This window comes from Enterobacter sp. DC4 (genome assembly GCF_000568095.1).
In the GTDB taxonomy this organism is placed as follows: Bacteria; Pseudomonadota; Gammaproteobacteria; order Enterobacterales; family Enterobacteriaceae; genus Enterobacter; species Enterobacter pseudoroggenkampii.
In genome coordinates, this window is sequence record NZ_AZUB01000009.1 from 109,773 (window position 1) to 130,772 (window position 21,000).

A 21,000-nucleotide genomic window follows, 5' to 3' on the forward strand; every position below is an offset into this window, starting at 1 on the left:
GCCATGAGCACAAAAGCGATTTATCCGGGTACCTTCGATCCGATCACCAACGGTCATCTTGATATCATCACCCGTGCGGCATGCATGTTCGACAAGGTGATCCTGGCCATAGCCGCCAGTCCCAGCAAAAAGCCGATGTTTGACCTCAACGAGCGCGTACAGCTCGCCACCGATGCCATTTCGCACCTGCCGAATGTTGAGGTGGTCGGGTTTAGCGACCTGATGGCTAACTTCGCCCGCGCTCAGCAGGCAAACATTCTGATCCGTGGTTTACGCGCGGTGGCAGACTTCGAGTATGAAATGCAGCTGGCGCACATGAACCGCCACCTGATGCCGGAGCTGGAGAGCGTGTTCCTGATGCCCTCCAAAGAGTGGTCGTTTATCTCTTCCACGCTGGTGAAAGAGGTGGCGCGTCATCACGGGGACGTTACCCATTTCCTGCCGGTTAACGTCCACCAGGCGTTGATGGAAAAGCTAAAGTAGCTCTACTTCTGGCACTGACGGCAGTAGAACGTGGCGCGCTGGGCGTGCTTCGTGGCAATAACTGGCGTGCCGCAGACTCTGCACGGTTCGCCCTTACGGCCATACACCTGAAGCTCCTGGGCAAAATAGCCCGGCTTACCGTCACTTTGCAGGAAGTCCTTCAGCGTTGTCCCGCCCTGCTCAATCGAGCGAAGTAATACGGCTTTAATCACCCGGACCAGCAACTCACACTCCTGCGCCGACAGCGAAGAGGCCAGCCGATCGGGATGGATCCCGGCGGCAAACAGCGATTCGCTGGCATAAATATTCCCCACGCCGACCACCAGCTTGTTATCCATTAGCCAGGGCTTAATCGGGCTTTTCTTCTTCGCGCACTTCGCCTTAAGATATTCCGCGTTAAACGCGTCTGAAAGCGGCTCCGGGCCCAGATGCGCCAGCACGTTATGTCCTTCCAGCTCCTTCGTCCACAGCCACGCGCCAAAGCGCCGTGGGTCAGTGTAACGGAGCACTTTGCCGTTGCTCATCACCAGATCGACGTGGTCGTGCTTTTCAGCAGGCAGTTCTTCGGTAAGAATGCGCAGGCTCCCGGACATCCCCAGGTGGATAATGATCCAGCCGTCGGGCAGTTCCAGCAGCAGGTATTTCGCGCGGCGCTGCACGCTAAGGACGGGTTGATCGCTCAGGGCATGGATCTCATCGGACACCGGCCAGCGCAGACGTCCGTTGCGGACCACCGCGTGAAGAATCGTCGCGCCGACCAGATGGGGCTCAATGCCGCGACGACTGGTTTCTACCTCAGGTAATTCAGGCATGGTTCCTCCGTTGAGATACAGAATGCAAAAAACCCCGCAGTTGCGGGGTTTTTCGATACAAGGAGACTAAAATTATTTGATTTTAGCTTCTTTGTACAGTACGTGCTGGCGTACAACTGGATCGAACTTTTTCAGTTCCAGTTTTTCCGGCTTAGTACGTTTGTTCTTCGTGGTGGTGTAGAAGTGACCTGTACCAGCAGAAGAAACCAGCTTGATTTTCTCGCGAATACCTTTAGCCATGATTTATTTCCTCTTTAAGTACTTAGTACTTTTCGCCACGGGCACGCAGTTCGGACAGAACTGTATCGATGCCTTTCTTATCGATTACACGCATACCTTTAGCAGATACGCGCAGGGTGACAAAACGCTTCTCGCTCTCAACCCAGAAACGGTGAGAGTGCAGGTTCGGCAGGAAACGGCGTTTAGTCGCGTTCAGTGCGTGGGAACGGTTGTTACCGGTCACCGGACGCTTGCCAGTAACTTGGCAGACTCGGGACATGTCTATTCTCCAAAAATCAAATTAGCTCGAGCTTCGTATGGGGTATCGGCGCCTCGTCAGGCTTTACAGCCCGGTCATCGCATAGTTCTAAGTGAACTCTCGATTGCCAGGCCCAAATGCCAAACCCGAGATTCTCAAAGGTGGCGTAGTATACGCTGACTCGGCGGTGTGCTCAAGTCCCGAACAGACAAAGATCCCGATGGATCGCGAGAAATAGCCTAAATCCAGCCATGTTCTGCGAAAGAAATGTACTCACCGCGGCCAATTATCAGATGGTCCAGCACACGAATGTCCATGAATTGACAGCATTTGATAATGCGTTCGGTGATTTCTTTGTCCGCTCTGCTCGGTTCTGCACAGCCAGAGGGGTGATTATGCGCGAGGATCACGCCCGCTGCATTCACTTTTATCGCTTCCCGCACAATTTCACGCGGATGCACCTCAACGTGGCTCAAAGTACCCGCAAAGAGACAGCTATGTTTCAGCACCCGATTTCTGTTATCAACAAAGATCACCATAAAGATCTCGCGTTCAATATCGGTTAACTGGCTTTGCAGGAATTCGCGCGTCATCGCGGGCGTCAGGATCGGATCGTCCTTCTCCATGCGGACATTGTAAAAACGGCGGGCAAGTTCGGCAATGGCCCGCAACTGGGCATATTTCGCCACGCCGATCCCCTCAACGTGCGTAAACTGCGCCAGATCGGCGGTCAGTAAACCGTACAGCGAACCGAAACGTGCTATCAGCTCTTTTGCCAGCGTAAATACCGTTTTTCCGGGCGTTCCGGTACGTAAAAAGAGCGCCAGCAGTTCATCATCTTTTAACAGGGTGACGTCATAGCGCAGCAGTTTTTCGCGCGGCAGCAGCTGCTCATCCTCTTCTTCCATGCTCTTTCTCCCTTTTTTAGCCGCATGCTGCCACACGCCAATCCGGCGTTCGACGGCCACGTTGCGTTCTTGCGTAGCGCCTCGCAAAGTGGTCGAAGGACAAAATCACCCCACTTTGGGGATTGTGATAAAATGCCTGCTCTCTGGTGAAACCCAACAGGAAAGAATCATGATGAGCCTGGCCGGTAAAAAAATCGTTCTTGGCGTGAGCGGCGGCATTGCTGCCTACAAAGCGCCGGAGCTGGTGCGTCGTCTGCGCGAGCGCGGGGCAGATGTGCGGGTCGCGATAACCGAAGGCGGTAAAGCCTTTATCACTCCCCTGAGCCTGCAGGCCGTTTCAGGATACCCGGTATCTGACAGCCTGCTCGATCCGGCCGCCGAAGCCGCGATGGGCCATATTGAGCTGGGTAAATGGGCTGACCTGGTTATCCTTGCCCCCGCCACGGCTGATTTAATCGCCCGGGTGGCGGCCGGTATGGCAAACGATCTGGTCTCTACCATTTGTCTGGCCACGCCTGCCCCTGTTGCAGTCGTTCCTGCCATGAACCAGCAGATGTACCGTAACGCGGCCACCCAGCACAATCTGGAGACGCTGGCCTCACGCGGCCTGCTTATCTGGGGTCCGGACAGCGGCAGCCAGGCCTGCGGCGATGTTGGCCCGGGTCGCATGCTTGACCCGCTAACGATTGTTGATATGGCCGCAACCCATTTTTCGCCTGTCAACGATCTGCAACATCTCAACATCATGATTACCGCGGGCCCCACGCGCGAGCCGCTGGATCCGGTGCGCTACATCACCAACCACAGCTCCGGTAAAATGGGCTTTGCGATTGCCGCCGCCGCTGCGAAGCGTGGCGCGAACGTCACGCTGGTGAGCGGCCCGGTCTCTCTGCCTACCCCTGCGTTTGTGAAGCGAATTGACGTTACTACCGCGCTGGAGATGGAAGCCGCCGTACAGGCTCATGCGCAAAGCCAGCAGATTTTTATCGGCTGTGCGGCCGTCGCAGACTATCGTGCCGAGACGATCGCCGAGGCTAAAATTAAAAAGCAAGGCGATGAATTAACACTAAAAATGGTAAAAAACCCGGACATTGTTGCCGGTGTCGCCGCACTAAAAAGCCACCGTCCATACGTTGTTGGGTTTGCCGCAGAAACGAATAATGTGGAAGAATATGCCCGGCAAAAACGTACCCGCAAAAACCTCGATTTGATTTGCGCGAACGACGTATCGCTGGCCACACAAGGATTTAACAGCGACAGCAACGCACTGCACCTTTTCTGGCAGGATGGAGATAAAGTCTTACCGCTTGAGCGCAAGGAACTCCTGGGCCAACAATTACTCGACGAGATCGTTACCCGTTATGATGAAAAAAATCGACGTTAAGATTCTGGACCCGCGTGTTGGCGAGCAATTCCCGCTGCCAACCTATGCCACCTCCGGCTCTGCCGGTCTTGACCTGCGCGCCTGTCTCGATGACGCCGTAGAACTGGCTCCGGGTGCCACTACCCTGGTTCCAACTGGCCTGGCCATTCACATTGCTGACCCGTCGCTGGCGGCGGTGATCCTGCCGCGTTCTGGCCTGGGCCATAAGCACGGCGTTGTGCTGGGGAACCTGGTCGGCCTGATCGACTCCGACTACCAGGGTCAGCTGATGGTCTCCGTCTGGAACCGTGGTCAGGACAGCTTCACCATTGAACCGGGTGAGCGTATCGCACAGATGGTCTTTGTACCGGTGGTACAGGCAGAATTTAACCTGGTGGCAGACTTTGACGCCACCGACCGCGGCGAAGGCGGCTTCGGCCATTCCGGGCGCAAATAACGGCCCGACAGACACGTATCTCACAGCGTCATAATGCAATAACAAACCGCAAACGCCCGTTTGCGGTCGCTGTGTGGATGCCAGCCTGGCAAGTGCTTATTTTCAGGGGTATTTTGTAACATGGCAGAAAAACAAACCGCGAAAAGGAATCGTCGCGAAGAAATACTTCAATCTCTGGCTCTGATGCTTGAATCCAGCGATGGCAGTCAACGCATCACCACCGCTAAACTGGCCGCCTCTGTGGGCGTGTCTGAGGCGGCGCTGTACCGTCATTTTCCGAGCAAGACCCGGATGTTCGACAGCCTGATCGAGTTTATTGAAGACAGCCTGATCACGCGCATCAACCTGATTCTGAAAGACGAAAAAGACACCACCGCGCGTCTGCGTCTGATTGTGCTGTTAATCCTGGGCTTCGGTGAACGCAATCCGGGCTTAACTCGTATCCTCACCGGCCACGCGCTGATGTTTGAGCAGGACAGACTGCAGGGCCGCATTAACCAGCTTTTCGAACGCATTGAAGCTCAGCTGCGCCAGGTACTGCGCGAAAAGAAAATGCGCGAAGGCGAAGGTTACAGCATTGATGAAACGCTGCTGGCGAGCCAGATTCTGGCGTTTTGTGAAGGGATGCTCTCTCGCTTTGTGCGCAGCGAGTTCAAATACTGTCCAACGGACGATTTTGACGCCCGCTGGCCGTTAGTGGCTGCTCAGTTGCAGTAACACCGTTGCCGGGTGGCGGCTTCGCCTTATCGGGCCTACGAAATGCGCAGGCCCGTTAAGCGTAGCGCCACCGGGCAATTTAACTACACCCCGAACGCTTCCCGGTACGCACGTACCGCCGCCAGATGGTCCGCCATCTCAGGCTTCTCTTCCAGATACGCAATCAGGTCTTTCAGAGTGATAATCGACGTCACTTTGCAGCTGTAATCGCGCTCGACTTCCTGAATAGCGGAAATTTCCCCGCGACCACGTTCCTGACGATCCAGAGAAATCAGCACGCCAGCAAGCGTCGCACCGTTGGCCTGAATGATCTCCATTGATTCGCGGATCGCCGTACCCGCGGTGATCACGTCGTCCACCAGCATCACGCGGCCCTGCAGCGGGCTGCCAACCAGATTCCCGCCTTCACCGTGGGTTTTAGCCTCTTTGCGGTTAAAGCAGTACGGCACGTCACGGTCATGATGTTCCGCCAGCGCCACCGCAGTGGTGGTCGCAATCGGAATGCCTTTATAGGCCGGGCCAAACAGCAGGTCAAAATCAATCCCGGAATCCACCAGCGCTTCGGCATAGAAACGGCCTAACAATGCCAGATCGCGCCCGGTATTAAACAGCCCGGCGTTGAAGAAATAGGGACTCTTACGCCCGGATTTCAGCGTAAATTCGCCAAACTTGAGTACCTGCTTGTTGAGCGCAAACTCAATAAACTGGCGCTGATACGATTTCATGGATTTGCTCCTTTGGTTTTTCTGTCTTACAGGCAAAAAAAAGGCGACTCATTGGTCGCCTTTAAAATCAATTTTCTAACGCCGCTTTCTGCGTCGTTACAATAGATTCGATTCCCCCTCGGGCCAACGCCAGCAGAGAGAGAAGCTCTTCGTGAGTGAACGGCTCGCCTTCCGCCGTACCCTGTACTTCAATGATGCGACCGTCTTCGGTCATCACCACGTTCATGTCGGTTTCGGCTGCGGAATCTTCAACGTATTCCAGATCGCAAAGCGCTTCGCCGTTAACGATACCGACTGAAACCGCCGCAACCATGCCTTTCATTGGGTTGGTTTTCAGCTTGCCGGCCGCAACCAGCTTGTTCAGAGCGTCCGCCAGCGCCACGCAGGCACCGGTAATGGATGCGGTACGCGTACCGCCGTCTGCCTGAATTACGTCGCAATCGAGAGTGATGGTGAATTCGCCGAGGATTTTCAGGTCAACGGCGGCGCGAAGCGCGCGCGCGATTAGACGCTGAATCTCCATGGTACGACCGCCCTGCTTCCCCTTTGCCGCTTCACGGGCATTACGGGTATGGGTCGCACGCGGCAGCATGCCGTATTCTGCGGTGATCCAGCCCTGACCCTGACCTTTCAGGAAGCGCGGAACACCTTCTTCGATGGAGGCAGTGCACAGCACTTTAGTGTCACCAAACTCAACCAGCACGGAGCCTTCAGCGTGTTTTGTATAGTTACGGGTCAGGATGACGGGACGCACCTGGTTGGCGCTACGACCTGATGGACGCATGATGGATTCTCCGGCTTGAAACGAATGTGGCTGCGCATTATACGGATAAAGGACGCTTATTCCTATCCTGAGAAGCCCCCGAAAGCTATAATCCCCCCATCTCTCCTTTAAAAACGGGAATGTCTATGATCCGCAGTATGACCGCCTACGCCCGGCGTGAAATCAAGGGTAGCTGGGGTAGCGCCACATGGGAAATGCGCTCGGTAAACCAGCGTTACCTGGAAACGTATTTCCGTATGCCGGAGCAGTTCCGCAGCCTTGAGCCTGTTGTACGCGAGCGTATTCGTACGCGTCTGACGCGCGGTAAAGTGGAATGTAACCTGCGCTTTGAGCCTGATGCCAGCGCACAGGGCGAGCTGATCCTCAACGAAAAACTGGCGAAACAGCTCGTGAATGCGGCGAACTGGGTCAAAATGCAGAGCGATGAAGGTGAAATCAACCCGGTTGATATTCTGCGCTGGCCTGGCGTCATGGCAGCTGGTGAGCAGGATCTGGATGCCATTGCCGCTGAAATCCTGGCAGCCCTCGACGGCACGCTGGACGACTTTATCGTTGCCCGCGAAACCGAAGGTCAGGCGCTGAAAGCGATGATTGAGCAGCGCCTTGAAGGCGTGAGCACCGAAGTAGCGAAAGTCCGCGCCCATATGCCGGAAGTGCTGCAGTGGCAGCGCGAACGCCTTGTCGCCAAACTGGAAGAAGCGGAAGTTCAGCTGGAAAACACCCGTCTGGAACAAGAGCTGGTGCTGATGGCGCAGCGTATCGATGTCGCTGAAGAGCTGGACCGTCTGGAAGCGCACGTTAAAGAGACCTACAACATTCTGAAGAAGAAGGAAGCGGTGGGCCGCCGTCTGGACTTTATGATGCAGGAGTTCAACCGCGAGTCGAACACCCTGGCGTCTAAGTCGATCAATGCAGACGTGACGAATTCAGCGATTGAGTTGAAAGTGCTGATTGAGCAGATGCGCGAGCAGATTCAGAACATCGAGTAAAGCCTTTCCGGGTGGTGTCGACGGCGCCACCCATTATTATTTCTAATCCATTCTTACACCTGATTTTGCGCTTCACCGCCTTTCATCAAGCTCATTCAACTTAAATTGATAAAAATATATAGGGCAAACCCCGTCGCCTTAGAAAATCTCAATCGTGATCTTGCGCACAAATCGCTAACCTCCCCGCGTTCACACCGGAGGGTATATGCTGCTTCACATCCTTTATCTCATTGGCATCACCGCAGAAGCCATGACCGGCGCGCTTGCCGCCGGACGTCGCCGTATGGACACCTTCGGCGTAATCATTATTGCTACCGCGACCGCGCTTGGCGGTGGTTCCGTGCGCGATATCCTGCTTGGCCATTACCCGCTCGGCTGGGTTAAACACCCTGAATACGTGATTATTGTGGCGACTGCTGCCGTGTTAACCACCATCGTGGCGCCCGTTATGCCCCATCTTCGCCGCCTGTTCCTGGTGCTTGATGCGCTGGGGCTGATCGTCTTTTCGATCATCGGTGCGCAAATCGCGCTCGATATGGGGGAAGGACCGGTTATCGCTACCATTGCCGCCGTGGTCACGGGCGTATTCGGCGGTGTGCTGCGCGATATGTTCTGCAAGCGCATTCCTCTGGTCTTTCAAAAAGAACTGTATGCCGGCATCTCCTTTGCGGCAGCGGTGCTTTATATCGCCCTGCAGCATTACGTTTCTAACCATGATGTGGTGGTCATCTCGACGCTACTGTTTGGCTTTACGGCCCGCATGCTAGCGCTGCGCCTGAAGCTCGGGCTGCCCGTTTTTCATTACAAACACAGCGCACACTAGTTTCAGAACCCGTTGATGTGCTGTTCAGCGAGCCATTTCGCCAGCACATCAATCTGAGGCGCGAGCATCCAGTTAACGATTTGTCGCGCTTTTTCCTCTCCCGTTCCCGGCAGGGCCTGCCAGTCCTTTGCGTTGCGCCCGTTCATCTTCTCCCACGATACGTCTCCCATCGCCTTCAGCGAAGCCTGCGTCATTGGCACACCCAATGCCATGAGCCAGCGGATAAACGGCTTCTCGCGCACCAGATTAAATCGGTGCCAGAGCGCCAGCCCGCGTGCTGAGGAAAACCCCGGTGTAGACTGCAACTGCGCCTGAGTTAATAACAGCCATGAAAAGAGATGTTCAAAATGATGCGCCTGCCAGAGGGTACGCCAGCCTGACTCGCCTAATCCTTCAATATCAAGTACCTGCTTTGAACTGAGCCAGGTCAGCCGGGCAAAGAACTGCTCCATACACTCCGGGGAAGCGTAGAAACAGCTAAGCGAATGATAACGCGAGGCCGGAGGCTCTGGTTTATGTCTGTCCGTCCCGCGCCAGAGCACTTTATCAAACCGGGGGATACCCTGCCCGGCCAGGCTGATCTGTATCTGATCCCCCGGGGCAATATCCAGTCTCTGCCAACGTCCAACCGAGCCCAGGCTCACCCGCTGCACCTGTTTATCATCCAGTTGCACGGGTTCCAGCGCGGCTACAACGGAAATTTTGCCCGTTCGCCCCACGGAAAAATGAATATTACTCACCTCAGCAACCTGGGCTGTAGGCGCATATTTCCACGCAACAACCCAGTTGCCTTCTCCCGGCAACCAATCTTCGCCCGCGGGTTCATCCTCCGAACGCACCACAATGCCATCCGTGGCAAAGGGTAATGCGGTCGCGTGCCAGGCCGCGCGCTGTTTCTCGACGCCATCAACAGATTCGGCGGGAAGCGTATACCGTGCCGACAGCGTAAAACCAGCCTGAGACAGTTCAGCTAAAGAGGTCTGCATATCTTTCGGTCCGTCCGGCCAGGCCCAGATGAATACGCCGATCTTGCTCAATAGCGAGTTATCCTTTTGCCGCATCATCGCCCCCGCCACCTTTGCACGAGCGTTCATTCCGCCCATCTGCTGCTGAATGTGGTTGTCGCGCAGCCAGAAGAGCTCGCCCTGTAAGACGCTGTTCGCCAGCTTGCCGGTGAGCTTTTGCGGAACAGACGGGACTAAACGCACCTTCCCGGTCCAGTCTTCCCCTTTCAGGCCATCACCGCGACTGATGGCCTGGGTTAACTTCCCGTCACGATAGACCAGCGTCACCGCCACACCGTCAACTTTCGGCTGCAGCCACAGATGTTGGCGCGCACGCATCCACTGTCTCAGTTCCTCTTTGCTGGCCACCTTATGCACGCCCGTGTGGGCAACAGGATGTTTTACGCTCCCCGTCAGCGCGGGGAGTCTCTCTTCTGAAGGCTCACTGCCAAAACAGCGCTGCCACTGCGTTAAACGCCCGTGAAGCTGGTCGTAAACCTCGTCGTTGATCTCGCTCACGCCCTGCTTCCAGTAAGCCTCATCCCAGCGTTTGATTTGCGTGCTTAACGACGCCATCTCTTTCTCTGCTTTTGCCTGCGACCACACCGGACACATCGCCGCGCCATAACCGCACCACAACAGCATTAACCCGCTTATCCATTGCCACATCGCTACCCCTCCTTTGCGTTGCAGGAGGTATACCCGGATGCCTGAAACAACGCTAACGGCAACGATTCGCAATGCGAGACGCTATCCGGTATTTCTTTTGGTTGCTGAAAACCTCAGATAAAACCTGAAAACGGCACGCAAAATTCAATAATCGAGGGGAAAAAGTGTGACAAAGGCTACGTCACACGGCGGTGACGTGTATAATAAGCCCGTATGTAGGACTTCTTCGTTAACACATACAAAAGACTCTCATGGCTCAAGGCACGCTTTATATTGTTTCTGCCCCTAGTGGCGCGGGTAAATCCAGCCTTATTCAGGCACTGTTAAAAACCCAACCGTTGTACGACACACAGGTTTCTGTTTCTCACACCACGCGCCAGCCGCGTCCGGGTGAAGTGCACGGTGAACACTATTTCTTTGTGGATCACGACGAATTCAGAGCGATGATCGGCAGAGACGCGTTTCTTGAACACGCTGAAGTATTCGGTAATTACTACGGTACTTCGCGTGAAACCATTGAGCAGGTTCTGGCCACGGGCGTGAATGTGTTCCTGGATATCGACTGGCAGGGCGCACAGCAAATTCGCAAGAAAATGCCTGACTCGCGCAGTATCTTTATTTTACCGCCATCGAAAGATGAGCTGGATCGCCGTCTGCGTGGCCGCGGTCAGGACAGCGAAGAAGTGATCGCAAAGCGTATGGAACAGGCTGTTGCAGAAATGAGCCATTACGCGGAATATGATTACCTTATTGTGAATGATGATTTTGATGCCGCGCTGAGCGATCTCAAAACCATTCTTCGTGCAGAACGTCTGCGTATGAGCCGCCAGAAGCAGCGACATGACGCATTAATCACCAAACTGTTGGCAGACTGAACCCACTTTCAGTATCATGCCCAGTCATTTCTTCACCTGTGGAGCATTTTAAGTATGGCACGCGTAACTGTTCAGGACGCTGTAGAGAAAATTGGTAACCGTTTTGACCTGGTGCTGGTCGCCGCGCGTCGCGCTCGTCAGATGCAGGTAGGCGGTAAAGATCCGCTGGTACCGGAAGAAAACGATAAAACCACCGTTATTGCACTTCGCGAAATCGAAGAAGGTCTGATCAACAACCAGATCCTCGACGTGCGTGAGCGCCAGGAGCAGCAAGAGCAGGAAGCCGCAGAACTGCAGGCCGTAACCGCTATTGCTGAAGGTCGTCGTTAATTAAACCTGCGGGTCGCCCTTGTATCTGTTTGAAAGCCTGAATCAACTGATTCAAACCTACCTGCCTGAAGACCAGATTAAGCGTCTTCAGCAGGCGTATCTCGTTGCACGTGACGCTCACGAGGGCCAGACACGTTCAAGCGGTGAACCCTATATCACGCACCCGGTAGCGGTGGCCTGTATTCTGGCCGAGATGAAACTCGACTACGAAACGCTGATGGCCGCTCTGCTGCACGACGTGATCGAAGATACCCCTGCCACTTACCAGGACATGGAACAGCTGTTTGGCAAAAGCGTTGCCGAACTGGTGGAAGGGGTCTCTAAGCTTGATAAGCTGAATTTCCGCGACAAGAAAGAGGCGCAAGCCGAAAACTTCCGCAAGATGATTATGGCGATGGTGCAGGATATCCGCGTCATTCTCATCAAACTCGCTGACCGTACCCACAACATGCGCACGCTGGGCTCACTTCGCCCGGATAAACGTCGCCGCATTGCCCGTGAAACCCTCGAAATCTACAGTCCGCTGGCGCACCGTTTAGGTATTCATCACATTAAAACCGAGCTGGAAGAGCTGGGTTTTGAAGCGTTGTACCCGAACCGCTATCGCGTGATTAAAGAGGTGGTGAAAGCCGCACGCGGTAACCGTAAAGAGATGATTCAAAAGATCCTCTCTGAAATCGAAGGGCGCTTACAGGAAGCGGGGATCCCTTGCCGCGTCAGCGGTCGCGAGAAACACCTTTACTCCATCTACTGCAAAATGGTGCTCAAAGAGCAGCGTTTTCACTCGATCATGGATATCTACGCCTTCCGCGTCATTGTCCATGACTCGGACACCTGTTATCGCGTGCTGGGGCAGATGCACAGCCTCTACAAACCGCGTCCGGGGCGCATGAAAGATTACATCGCCATTCCAAAAGCGAACGGCTATCAATCTTTGCACACCTCGATGATTGGTCCGCACGGTGTACCTGTTGAGGTGCAGATCCGCACCGAAGACATGGACCAGATGGCAGAGATGGGGGTTGCCGCACACTGGGCGTATAAAGAGCACGGTGGCGAAAGCAGCACGACCGCACAAATCCGCGCCCAGCGCTGGATGCAGAGCCTGCTGGAGCTTCAGCAGAGTGCGGGCAGCTCGTTTGAATTTATCGAGAGCGTTAAATCCGATCTCTTCCCGGATGAGATTTACGTTTTCACCCCAGAAGGTCGCATTGTCGAACTGCCTGCGGGCGCAACGCCAGTCGACTTCGCTTACGCCGTGCATACCGATATCGGGCATGCCTGCGTCGGCGCGCGCGTCGACAGACAGCCTTATCCGCTGTCTCAGCCGCTCTCCAGCGGCCAGACGGTAGAAATTATTACCGCGCCGGGCGCACGTCCGAACGCGGCCTGGCTGAACTTTGTCGTGAGCTCCAAAGCACGCGCCAAAATTCGCCAGCTGCTGAAAAATCTCAAGCGTGATGATTCCGTCAGCCTGGGGCGTCGTCTGCTCAACCACGCGTTGGGCGGCAGCCGTAAGCTAGCTGAAATTCCGCAGGAGAACGTCCAGCGTGAGCTGGAGCGCATGAAGCTCACGTCGCTTGACGACCTGCTGGCAGAGATTGGCCTCGGCAACGCCATGAGCGTGGTGGTGGCGAAGAACCTGCAGCAAGGCGATACAACAGCGGTGCCTGCCACGACGCAAAGCCACGGACACCTGCCGATTAAAGGCGCGGACGGGGTGCTGATCACCTTCGCAAAATGTTGCCGTCCAATTCCTGGCGATCCGATTATTGCGCACGTCAGCCCGGGCAAAGGGCTGGTTATCCACCACGAATCCTGTCGTAACATTCGCGGCTATCAGAAAGAAGCCGAGAAATTTATGGCGGTCGAGTGGGATAAAGAGACCGCGCAGGAATTTATCACCGAAATTAAGGTGGATATGTTCAACCACCAGGGTGCCCTGGCGAACCTGACGGCAGCGATCAACACGGCCTCTTCCAATATTCAGAGCCTGAATACGGAAGAGAAAGATGGCCGCGTGTATAGCGCCTTTATTCGTCTGACCGCTCGCGACCGCGTGCATCTGGCGAATATTATGCGCAAGATCCGCGTCATGCCGGACGTGATTAAAGTCACCCGAAACCGAAACTAGGTTTATGAATTCACAACGTTATGCACGTATCTGCGAAATGCTCGCCAGGCGTCAGCCTGACCTGACGGTCTGCATGGAGCAGGTGCATAAACCTCATAACGTCTCTGCTATCGTTCGTACCGCAGATGCCGTCGGTGTGCATGAAGTGCACGCCGTCTGGCCGGATGGCCGTATGCGCAATACGGTCTCGGCGGCGGCAGGCAGCAACAGCTGGGTATCTGTCAAAAATCATCACACCATTGGCGAAGCCGTATCGCACCTGAAAGAGCGCGGGATGCAGATCCTGGCCACTAACCTGTCCGCTAAAGCCGTAGATTTCCGCGAGATCGACTACACCCGCCCGACCTGCATTTTGATGGGTCAGGAGAAAACCGGGATCACCCAGGAAGCGCTGGATCTGGCGGATCGGGACATCATCATTCCGATGATCGGCATGGTCCAGTCTCTTAACGTCTCCGTGGCGTCCGCGCTCATTCTGTATGAAGCGCAGCGCCAGCGTCAGAACGCCGGGATGTACGAGCGCAGCAACAGCATGCTGCCGGAAGAGGAACAGCAGCGCCTGCTGTTTGAAGGTGGCTATCCGGTGCTGGCTCGCGTTGCGAAGCAGAAAAAATTGCCTTACCCCCACGTCAACGCGCAGGGCGAAATTGAAGCCGATGCCGAGTGGTGGGCCACCATGCAGTACGCCGGGTAAGTGATGAAAGGCCGCCTGCTGGATGCCATCCCGCTTAACAGCCTGACGGGCGTGGGCGCGGCGCAAAGCAATAAGCTAGCAAAAATTGGCCTGCACACGGTGCAGGATCTCCTGCTTCACCTCCCCCTGCGTTACGAAGACCGCACCCAGCTCTATAAGATTGGCGATCTCCTTCCTGCCATTTACGCCACCGTTGAAGGCGAAGTCCTGAACTGCAACATCACCTTCGGCGGGCGCCGGATGATGACCTGCCAGATCAGCGACGGCACCGGCATTCTCACCATGCGTTTTTTCAACTTCAGCGCGGCGATGAAAAACAGCCTGGCGACGGGCCGCAGGGTGCTGGCCTATGGCGAAGCCAAACGCGGGAAATACGGCGCAGAGATGATCCACCCGGAGTACCGCGTGCAGGGCGATCTCAGCACGCCGGAGCTGCAGGAGACGCTCACCCCGGTTTACCCGACGACGGAAGGCATCAAGCAGGCGACGCTGCGTAAGCTCACCGATCAGGCGCTGGAGCTGCTGGATACCTGCGCCATTACCGAGCTGCTGCCGCCCGAGCTGGCGCAGGGCATGATGAGCCTGCCCGAGGCGCTGCGCACCCTGCACCGCCCGCCGCCAACGCTACAGCTCAGCGATTTAGAAAGCGGCAAACACCCCGCCCAACGGCGTCTTATCCTTGAGGAATTACTGGCCCATAACCTGAGCATGCTGGCGCTTCGCGCCGGCGCGCAGCGTTTCCACGCCCAGCCCTTAAGCCAGAATGATGAACTCAAAGATAAGCTGCTGGCCTCGCTGCCGTTTAAGCCCACCGGCGCGCAGGCGCGCGTCACCGCCGAAATAGAACGCGATATGGCGCTCGACGTGCCGATGATGCGCCTGGTGCAGGGCGACGTGGGTTCCGGCAAAACGCTGGTTGCCGCGCTGGCGGCCTTGCGCGCGATTGCCCACGGCAAACAGGTCGCGCTGATGGCACCGACCGAACTGCTGGCGGAACAGCACGCCAACAATTTCCGCGCCTGGTTCGCGCCGCTGGGCATTGAAGTGGGCTGGCTTGCCGGGAAGCAAAAAGGCAAAGCGCGCCTTGCGCAACAGGAGGCTATTGCCAGCGGGCAGGTGCAGATGATTGTCGGCACACACGCCATCTTCCAGGAACAGGTGCAGTTTAAGGGCCTTGCGCTGGTGATTATCGACGAACAGCATCGCTTCGGCGTGCACCAGCGTCTGGCATTATGGGAGAAAGGCCTGCAGCAGGGCTTCCACCCGCATCAGCTGATCATGACCGCTACGCCGATCCCGCGCACCCTGGCGATGACGGCCTACGCCGATCTGGATACCTCCACCATCGACGAACTCCCCCCGGGTCGTACGCCGGTCACAACGGTCGCCATTCCTGACACGCGCCGCAGTGATATCATCGACCGCGTGCGCAACGCCTGCACCCATGAAGGGCGTCAGGCCTACTGGGTCTGTACGCTGATTGAAGAGTCGGAACTGCTGGAAGCGCAGGCTGCCGAAGCCACGTGGGAAGAGCTTAAGCTGGCACTGCCGGAGCTGAACGTGGGCCTGGTTCACGGACGCATGAAGCCTGCCGAAAAGCAGGCGGTGATGCAGTCGTTTAAGCAGGGCGAGCTGCATTTGCTGGTCGCCACGACGGTCATTGAAGTGGGCGTGGACGTCCCGAACTCCAGCCTGATGATCATCGAAAACCCGGAGCGCCTGGGCCTTGCCCAACTCCACCAGCTGCGCGGGCGCGTTGGCCGTGGCGCGGTAGCGTCCCACTGCGTCCTGCTCTACAAAGCCCCGCTCTCGAAAACCGCCCAGATGCGTCTGCAAGTGCTGCGCGACAGCAACGACGGTTTTGTGATTGCGCAAAAAGACCTGGAGATCCGCGGCCCGGGCGAGCTGCTGGGCACGCGTCAGACGGGGAACGCGGAATTCAAAGTGGCGGATTTGCTGCGCGATCAGGCCATGATCCCCGAGGTTCAGCGCCTGGCTCGCCACATTCATGAACGCTACCCCGAACAGGCGGCAGCGTTAATTGAGCGTTGGATGCCGGAAACCGAACGCTATTCCAACGCCTGATTCAGGCAAACATCGGCAGCATCAGGTACAGCTTAATCACCAGCGCGTTGACGATATCAATAAAGAACGCCCCGACCATCGGGACCACCAGAAACGCCATGTGCGAAGGCCCGAAGCGTTCGGTGATCGCCTGCATGTTGGCGATAGCCGTTGGGGTAGCCCCCAGACCAAACCCGCAGTGACCCGCCGCCAGCACCGCCGCATCGTAGTTTTTACCCATCATGCGCCAGGTCACGAACATGGCATACAGCGCCATAAACAGCGCCTGTACCGCCAGAATCGCCACCATCGGCAGCGCCAGCGAGGCCAGCTCCCACAGCTTGAGACTCATCAGCGCCATCGCCAGGAACAGTGACAGGCAGACGTTGCCGAGCACCGACACCGCCCGTTCAAACACGCGATAGAAGCCCATCAGCGCCAGGCCGTTGCTCAGGATCACCCCGATAAACAGCACGCAGACAAACGTCGGCAGTTCAAACGCTGAGCCCGCCAGCCATTGCGCAACCACTTTGCCCACGGTCAGGCAGATGGCGATCATCGCGATGGTTTCAATCAGCACCAGCGAGGTAATGCTGCGCCCGACGTCCGGCTTTTCAAATGCGGTCGGCACCAGCTCATCGTCCGGCCTGCCGTCCGGTGTGGTGGAGTGCTTCACCAGATAGCGTGCCACCGGGCCGCCAATCAGGCCACCCAGCACCAGCCCAAAGGTCGCGCAGGCCATCGCCACCTCCGTCGCGTTTTCAAACCCGTAGCGCTCGATAAACAGCTTGCTCCATGCGGCCCCGGTACCGTGGCCGCCCGAAAGGGTAATTGACCCCGCCAGCAGCCCCATCAGCGGATCCAGTCCCAGCAGCGTCGCCATCCCGATGCCGATAGCGTTTTGCATCAGCAGCAGCCCCACCACCACAATCAGGAATACGCCGAGCACTTTACCGCCCGCCCGCAGGCTCGCCAGATTGGCGTTCAGGCCGATGGTGGCAAAGAAGGCAAGCATCAGCGGGTCCTTCAGGGACATATCAAAATCGATTTCCCAGCCCATGCTTTTTTTCAGTATCAGCAGGGCCAGCGCCACCAGGAGACCACCGGCGACAGGTTCAGGAATGGTGTATTTCTTCAGAAGGGAAACGCTATGTACCAGCTTACGGCCAAGCAGTAAGACCAGCGTTGCGGCAACAAGTGTCGACAACGTATCGAGATGAATCATAGAAGGCTCCTGTTTTGCGCGTGTTCCATACACACGCGGCGTTATCCTGGGCCGGTTTGCGCTCTTCATGAGCTCCCGGCGCGAAAAAGTGTAATTTTTTTTCCCGATACGTTGTAGAAAACCTGCTCACAGCGGCAGATTTTCTTCCCTTTTTTTGCTGGCAATCGTTTGCTTTTACCAGGTGGTCAGATAAAATGCCCGCTTTTCCACCGTGGGATTGCCGCCGATGTCCGTTAACACCATAGAGTCGCCTGATGCGCAACCGATTGCGCAGAAGCAAAATAGCGAACTGATTTACCGCCTTGAAGACCGCCCGCCGCTGCCGCAAACGCTGTTCGCCGCCTGCCAGCATCTTCTGGCGATGTTTGTTGCGGTGATCACCCCGGCGCTGCTGATTTGCCAGGCGCTCGGTTTACCGGCGCAGGACACGCAGCACATTATCAGCATGTCTCTTTTTGCCTCCGGCGTGGCCTCGATTATTCAAATTAAAGCATGGGGGCCGGTGGGGTCGGGATTATTGTCGATTCAGGGCACCAGCTTTAACTTCGTGGCGCCCCTGATCATGGGCGGTACGGCGCTGAAAACCGGCGGTGCGGATGTCCCGACCATGATGGCGGCGCTGTTCGGCACGCTGATGCTGGCCAGCTGTACGGAGATGGTGATCTCCCGGGTTCTGCATCTGGCTCGCCGCGTTATCACCCCGCTGGTTTCCGGCGTCGTCGTGATGATTATCGGCCTGTCGCTGATTCAGGTGGGTCTTACCTCCATCGGCGGCGGCTATGCCGCAATGAGCGACCACACCTTCGGCGCGCCGAAAAACCTGCTGCTGGCAGGCGTCGTGCTGGCGATCATTATTCTGCTTAACCGTCAGCGTAACCCTTACCTGCGCGTGGCCTCGCTGGTAATCGCCATGGCGGCGGGTTACCTGCTGGCGTGGGCGCTGGGCATGCTGCCGGAGAACACCGCGCCGACCAACAGCGCGCTGATCACCGTTCCTACGCCGCTGTACTACGGTCTGGGCATTGACTGGGGTCTGCTCCTGCCGCTGATGCTGGTCTTTATGATCACCTCTCTGGAGACCATCGGTGATATCACCGCCACCTCCGACGTCTCCGAGCAGCCGGTGTCCGGCCCGCTGTACATGAAGCGCCTGAAAGGCGGCGTGCTGGCGAACGGCCTGAACTCGTTTGTCTCTGCGGTATTCAACACCTTCCCGAACTCCTGCTTCGGTCAGAACAACGGCGTGATCCAGCTGACCGGCGTGGCCAGCCGCTACGTTGGCTTCGTGGTGGCGCTGATGCTGATCGTCCTCGGCCTGTTCCCGGCGGTGAGCGGCTTTGTGCAGCACATCCCTGAGCCGGTGCTGGGCGGCGCAACGCTGGTGATGTTCGGGACGATCGCGGCCTCCGGCGTACGTATTGTCTCCCGCGAGCCGCTGAACCGCCGCGCGATCATGATTATCGCCCTGTCGCTGGCCGTCGGTCTGGGCGTTTCCCAGCAGCCGCTGATCCTGCAGTTTGCACCTGACTGGGTGAAAAACCTGCTCTCTTCCGGCATTGCCGCAGGCGGTATCACCGCTATTGTGCTGAACCTCGTTTTCCCGCCTGAGAAAAATTGATTTCTCTCACGGCAGGCAGTCAATGCCTGCCGTGACATCTAATTACACCATTCCCGCCTTGAGGATTGCGCATAAATCGTGCATAACTCCCTTATGTGCGTTTTGCGGGATGGAAGACCATGAAATTTATTGGAAAGCTCCTCATCTATCTTCTGGTAGCCCTGCTCATTGTGATGCTGGCGCTCTACATTCTGCTCCAGACCCGCTGGGGCGCGTCTCAGGTCAGCAGCTGGGTGACGGTGAATACCGACTACGAACTCAGTTTCGACAAGATGAATCACCGCTTTTCGTCGCCTTCCCACATTATTCTGGAAAATGTCATCTTTGGCCGGGACGGTAAACCCGCCACGCTGGTCGCCAAAAAAGTCGATATTGGCCTGAGCAGCCGCCAGGTAACCGATCCGCTGCATATGGACACCATCACCCTGTTCGACGGCACGCTGAATCTCTCGCCGCAGACGGCGCCGCTGCCTTTCCAGGCGGATCGCCTGCAGCTGAACAACATGGCCTTTAACAGCCCGAATACCGAATGGGACCTGAGCGCGCAGAAGGTGACGGGCGGCGTCAGCCCGTGGCAGCCGGAAGCCGGCAACGTGCTGGGGAACAACGCGCAGATTCAGATGAGCGCAGGCTCGCTGACCCTGAACGGCGTACCGGCCACCAACGTGCTGATCGAGGGCCAGCTTAACGGCAAGGAGGTGGTGCTGAACACGATTGGCGCCGATATGGCCCGCGGCTCACTCACCGGCTCCGCCCTGCGCAACGCCGACGGGAGCTGGATTATCGACACCATGCGTCTGAACGAAATCCGCCTGCAGAGCGATAAAACGCTGATGGCGTTCTTCGCGCCGCTGGCCACCATTCCCTCTCTGCAGATTGGTCGTCTGGACGTGACCGACGCCCGGCTTCAGGGCCCGGACTGGGCGGTGACCGATCTCGATTTAAGCCTGCGCAACCTGACTCTCAGCAAAGGCGACTGGCAGAGCCAGGAAGGCCGCTTGTCCATGAACGCCAGCGAGTTTATCTACGGCTCGCTGCATCTTTTCGACCCGATTCTGAATGCAGAGTTTTCCCCGCAGGGCATGGCGCTGCGTCAGTTCACCTCCCGCTGGGAGGGCGGCATGATACGCACCTCCGGTAACTGGCTGCGCGACGGTAAAGCGCTGGTGCTGGACGATGTCGCCATCGCCGGGCTGGAATACACCCTGCCGCAGAACTGGAAGACGCTGTGGATGGAGCCTCTGCCGGAATGGCTGAACAGCGTCACGCTGCAAAAATTCGGCCTGAGCCGCAACCTGGTGATCGACATCGATCCCGCCTTCCCGTGGCAGATCACCTCTCTGGATGGCTATGGCGCAAACCTGCAGCTGGTGAAAGATCGCCAGTGGGGTGTCTGGGGCGGCAGCGCGACCCTGAACGGCGCGGCGGCGACCTTTAACCGCGTGGACGTGCGCCGTCCGTCGCTGGCGCTGAATGCGAACGCCGCCACGGTGAATATTACCGACCTCAGCGCGTTTACCGAGAAAGGTATTCTGGAAGCAACGGCGACGGTTTCGCAGCTTCCGCAGCGGCAGACTACGGTGAGCCTGAACGGGCGCGGCGTGCCGCTCAACGTACTGCAGCAGTGGGGCTGGCCCGCGCTGCCGATTACGGGCGACGGCAATATTCAGCTCACCGCCAGCGGCAGCGTGCAGGCGAATACCCCGCTTAAGCCGACGGTGAACGGCAAGCTGAACGCGGTGAATATGGATAAACAGCAGGTGCAGCAGACGATGGCGGGCGGTGTAGTTTCAACACCACCCTCACCCCAGCCCTCTCCCTGAAAGGGAGAGGGAGCAAACCATTCCC

Annotated in this window: 21 protein-coding genes; 13 read left to right on the forward strand and 8 right to left on the reverse strand. The window is 56.9% G+C overall.

Annotated features, from left to right (window positions below; translation table 11 throughout):
- The first annotated feature begins 3 nt into the window (after window positions 1-3).
- Window positions 4-483: a pantetheine-phosphate adenylyltransferase gene (coaD, locus tag P349_RS03615; RefSeq protein ID WP_024906627.1), complete on the forward strand. Its 480-nt coding sequence runs from the start codon at window positions 4-6 to the stop codon at window positions 481-483.
- Window positions 484-485: 2 nt separating this feature from the next.
- Here the strand turns inward: coaD and mutM are convergent, their stop codons facing one another.
- From mutM to radC, 4 genes are all read right to left on the reverse strand, one after another.
- Window positions 486-1,295, reverse strand: coding sequence for a bifunctional DNA-formamidopyrimidine glycosylase/DNA-(apurinic or apyrimidinic site) lyase (mutM, locus tag P349_RS03610; protein ID WP_032643723.1), 810 nt, complete (start codon window positions 1,293-1,295; stop codon window positions 486-488).
- Window positions 1,296-1,367: 72 nt separating this feature from the next.
- Window positions 1,368-1,535 carry a 50S ribosomal protein L33 gene (gene rpmG, locus P349_RS03605; protein WP_003024094.1) on the reverse strand — a complete coding sequence of 56 codons (168 nt, stop codon included), beginning with the start codon at window positions 1,533-1,535 and terminating at the stop codon, window positions 1,368-1,370.
- Between the two features lie 22 nt (window positions 1,536-1,557).
- Window positions 1,558-1,794 (reverse strand): 50S ribosomal protein L28, encoded by a 237-nt coding sequence (gene rpmB, locus P349_RS03600; RefSeq protein WP_002436699.1) that lies wholly within the window; start codon window positions 1,792-1,794, stop codon window positions 1,558-1,560.
- 218 nt (window positions 1,795-2,012) lie between these two features.
- On the reverse strand, window positions 2,013-2,681 hold the full coding sequence (gene radC, locus P349_RS03595) for a RadC family protein (protein WP_024906628.1): 669 nt from the start codon (window positions 2,679-2,681) through the stop codon (window positions 2,013-2,015).
- A gap of 172 nt (window positions 2,682-2,853) precedes the next feature.
- Between radC and coaBC the strand changes: the two genes are divergently transcribed.
- The 3 genes from coaBC to slmA all read left to right on the forward strand — a co-directional run bounded on the left by coaBC (window position 2,854) and on the right by slmA (window position 5,218).
- Complete coding sequence (coaBC, locus tag P349_RS03590) at window positions 2,854-4,065, forward strand: bifunctional phosphopantothenoylcysteine decarboxylase/phosphopantothenate--cysteine ligase CoaBC (RefSeq protein WP_152540096.1); 1,212 nt, start codon at window positions 2,854-2,856, stop codon at window positions 4,063-4,065.
- Entirely contained in the window at window positions 4,043-4,501 is a 459-nt protein-coding gene (gene dut / locus P349_RS03585) for a dUTP diphosphatase (protein ID WP_008502691.1), read from the forward strand. Before coaBC ends, dut begins: the two co-directional genes overlap by 23 nt.
- A 120-nt stretch (window positions 4,502-4,621) precedes the next feature.
- Window positions 4,622-5,218, forward strand: a complete 597-nt coding sequence (gene slmA, locus P349_RS03580; protein WP_024906630.1) for a nucleoid occlusion factor SlmA — start codon at window positions 4,622-4,624, stop codon at window positions 5,216-5,218.
- Between the two features lie 83 nt (window positions 5,219-5,301).
- On the opposite strand, the gene pyrE is transcribed toward slmA, so the two are convergent.
- Window positions 5,302-5,943 carry an orotate phosphoribosyltransferase gene (pyrE, locus tag P349_RS03575; protein WP_024906631.1) on the reverse strand — a complete coding sequence of 214 codons (642 nt, stop codon included), beginning with the start codon at window positions 5,941-5,943 and terminating at the stop codon, window positions 5,302-5,304.
- A gap of 67 nt (window positions 5,944-6,010) precedes the next feature.
- On the reverse strand, window positions 6,011-6,727 hold the full coding sequence (gene rph, locus P349_RS03570) for a ribonuclease PH (RefSeq protein ID WP_024906632.1): 717 nt from the start codon (window positions 6,725-6,727) through the stop codon (window positions 6,011-6,013).
- A gap of 125 nt (window positions 6,728-6,852) precedes the next feature.
- Here rph and P349_RS03565 point away from each other — a divergent pair, with 125 nt between their 5' ends.
- Both P349_RS03565 and P349_RS03560 read left to right on the forward strand, forming a co-directional pair.
- Window positions 6,853-7,716, forward strand: a complete 864-nt coding sequence (locus P349_RS03565; protein WP_032650708.1) for a YicC/YloC family endoribonuclease — start codon at window positions 6,853-6,855, stop codon at window positions 7,714-7,716.
- A gap of 205 nt (window positions 7,717-7,921) precedes the next feature.
- Complete coding sequence (locus tag P349_RS03560; protein WP_023334014.1) at window positions 7,922-8,539, forward strand: trimeric intracellular cation channel family protein; 618 nt, start codon at window positions 7,922-7,924, stop codon at window positions 8,537-8,539.
- Between the two features lie 2 nt (window positions 8,540-8,541).
- On the opposite strand, the gene ligB is transcribed toward P349_RS03560, so the two are convergent.
- Window positions 8,542-10,212 carry an NAD-dependent DNA ligase LigB gene (ligB, locus tag P349_RS03555; RefSeq protein ID WP_032650706.1) on the reverse strand — a complete coding sequence of 557 codons (1,671 nt, stop codon included), beginning with the start codon at window positions 10,210-10,212 and terminating at the stop codon, window positions 8,542-8,544.
- 251 nt (window positions 10,213-10,463) lie between these two features.
- On the opposite strand from ligB, the gene gmk reads away from it, so the two are divergent.
- From gmk to recG, 5 genes are read left to right on the forward strand one after another with little or no spacing between them, the layout of a single operon-like run.
- The gene (gmk, locus tag P349_RS03550) at window positions 10,464-11,087 is read left to right on the forward strand and encodes a guanylate kinase (RefSeq protein ID WP_008502674.1); all 624 of its coding nucleotides are present in this window, start codon (window positions 10,464-10,466) and stop codon (window positions 11,085-11,087) included.
- Window positions 11,088-11,141: 54 nt separating this feature from the next.
- The gene (gene rpoZ, locus P349_RS03545; RefSeq protein ID WP_000135058.1) at window positions 11,142-11,417 is read left to right on the forward strand and encodes a DNA-directed RNA polymerase subunit omega; all 276 of its coding nucleotides are present in this window, start codon (window positions 11,142-11,144) and stop codon (window positions 11,415-11,417) included.
- A 19-nt stretch (window positions 11,418-11,436) separates the two neighbouring features.
- A complete protein-coding gene (gene spoT, locus P349_RS03540) occupies window positions 11,437-13,551 on the forward strand; it encodes a bifunctional GTP diphosphokinase/guanosine-3',5'-bis pyrophosphate 3'-pyrophosphohydrolase (RefSeq protein ID WP_024906643.1) in 2,115 nt (704 codons plus the stop codon).
- 4 nt (window positions 13,552-13,555) lie between these two features.
- Complete coding sequence (gene trmH / locus P349_RS03535) at window positions 13,556-14,245, forward strand: tRNA (guanosine(18)-2'-O)-methyltransferase TrmH (protein ID WP_032650705.1); 690 nt, start codon at window positions 13,556-13,558, stop codon at window positions 14,243-14,245.
- A 3-nt stretch (window positions 14,246-14,248) separates the two neighbouring features.
- Complete coding sequence (gene recG, locus P349_RS03530; protein WP_032650703.1) at window positions 14,249-16,330, forward strand: ATP-dependent DNA helicase RecG; 2,082 nt, start codon at window positions 14,249-14,251, stop codon at window positions 16,328-16,330.
- A 1-nt stretch (window position 16,331) separates the two neighbouring features.
- Here recG and gltS read toward each other — a convergent pair whose 3' ends face one another.
- Window positions 16,332-17,534, reverse strand: coding sequence for a sodium/glutamate symporter (gltS, locus tag P349_RS03525; protein WP_032650701.1), 1,203 nt, complete (start codon window positions 17,532-17,534; stop codon window positions 16,332-16,334).
- Window positions 17,535-17,760: 226 nt separating this feature from the next.
- On the opposite strand from gltS, the gene xanP reads away from it, so the two are divergent.
- Both xanP and P349_RS03515 read left to right on the forward strand, forming a co-directional pair.
- Window positions 17,761-19,152 (forward strand): xanthine/proton symporter XanP, encoded by a 1,392-nt coding sequence (gene xanP / locus P349_RS03520; RefSeq protein WP_014881972.1) that lies wholly within the window; start codon window positions 17,761-17,763, stop codon window positions 19,150-19,152.
- A gap of 119 nt (window positions 19,153-19,271) precedes the next feature.
- Window positions 19,272-20,975, forward strand: a complete 1,704-nt coding sequence (locus P349_RS03515; protein WP_032650700.1) for an AsmA family protein — start codon at window positions 19,272-19,274, stop codon at window positions 20,973-20,975.
- Window positions 20,976-21,000 lie beyond the last annotated feature (25 nt).

Bases quoted from the DNA above. Each gene is read 5' to 3' on its own strand.
- coaD (WP_024906627.1), top strand. From the start codon at position 4: ATGAGCACAAAAGCGATTTATCCGGGTACCTTCGATCCGATCACCAAC.
- mutM (WP_032643723.1), bottom strand. From the start codon at position 1,295: ATGCCTGAATTACCTGAGGTAGAAACCAGTCGTCGCGGCATTGAGCCC.
- rpmG (WP_003024094.1), bottom strand. From the start codon at position 1,535: ATGGCTAAAGGTATTCGCGAGAAAATCAAGCTGGTTTCTTCTGCTGGT.
- rpmB (WP_002436699.1), bottom strand. From the start codon at position 1,794: ATGTCCCGAGTCTGCCAAGTTACTGGCAAGCGTCCGGTGACCGGTAAC.
- radC (WP_024906628.1), bottom strand. From the start codon at position 2,681: ATGGAAGAAGAGGATGAGCAGCTGCTGCCGCGCGAAAAACTGCTGCGC.
- coaBC (WP_152540096.1), top strand. From the start codon at position 2,854: ATGAGCCTGGCCGGTAAAAAAATCGTTCTTGGCGTGAGCGGCGGCATT.
- dut (WP_008502691.1), top strand. From the start codon at position 4,043: ATGATGAAAAAAATCGACGTTAAGATTCTGGACCCGCGTGTTGGCGAG.
- slmA (WP_024906630.1), top strand. From the start codon at position 4,622: ATGGCAGAAAAACAAACCGCGAAAAGGAATCGTCGCGAAGAAATACTT.
- pyrE (WP_024906631.1), bottom strand. From the start codon at position 5,943: ATGAAATCGTATCAGCGCCAGTTTATTGAGTTTGCGCTCAACAAGCAG.
- rph (WP_024906632.1), bottom strand. From the start codon at position 6,727: ATGCGTCCATCAGGTCGTAGCGCCAACCAGGTGCGTCCCGTCATCCTG.
- P349_RS03565 (WP_032650708.1), top strand. From the start codon at position 6,853: ATGATCCGCAGTATGACCGCCTACGCCCGGCGTGAAATCAAGGGTAGC.
- P349_RS03560 (WP_023334014.1), top strand. From the start codon at position 7,922: ATGCTGCTTCACATCCTTTATCTCATTGGCATCACCGCAGAAGCCATG.
- ligB (WP_032650706.1), bottom strand. From the start codon at position 10,212: ATGTGGCAATGGATAAGCGGGTTAATGCTGTTGTGGTGCGGTTATGGC.
- gmk (WP_008502674.1), top strand. From the start codon at position 10,464: ATGGCTCAAGGCACGCTTTATATTGTTTCTGCCCCTAGTGGCGCGGGT.
- rpoZ (WP_000135058.1), top strand. From the start codon at position 11,142: ATGGCACGCGTAACTGTTCAGGACGCTGTAGAGAAAATTGGTAACCGT.
- trmH (WP_032650705.1), top strand. From the start codon at position 13,556: ATGAATTCACAACGTTATGCACGTATCTGCGAAATGCTCGCCAGGCGT.
- recG (WP_032650703.1), top strand. From the start codon at position 14,249: ATGAAAGGCCGCCTGCTGGATGCCATCCCGCTTAACAGCCTGACGGGC.
- gltS (WP_032650701.1), bottom strand. From the start codon at position 17,534: ATGATTCATCTCGATACGTTGTCGACACTTGTTGCCGCAACGCTGGTC.
- xanP (WP_014881972.1), top strand. From the start codon at position 17,761: ATGTCCGTTAACACCATAGAGTCGCCTGATGCGCAACCGATTGCGCAG.
- P349_RS03515 (WP_032650700.1), top strand. From the start codon at position 19,272: ATGAAATTTATTGGAAAGCTCCTCATCTATCTTCTGGTAGCCCTGCTC.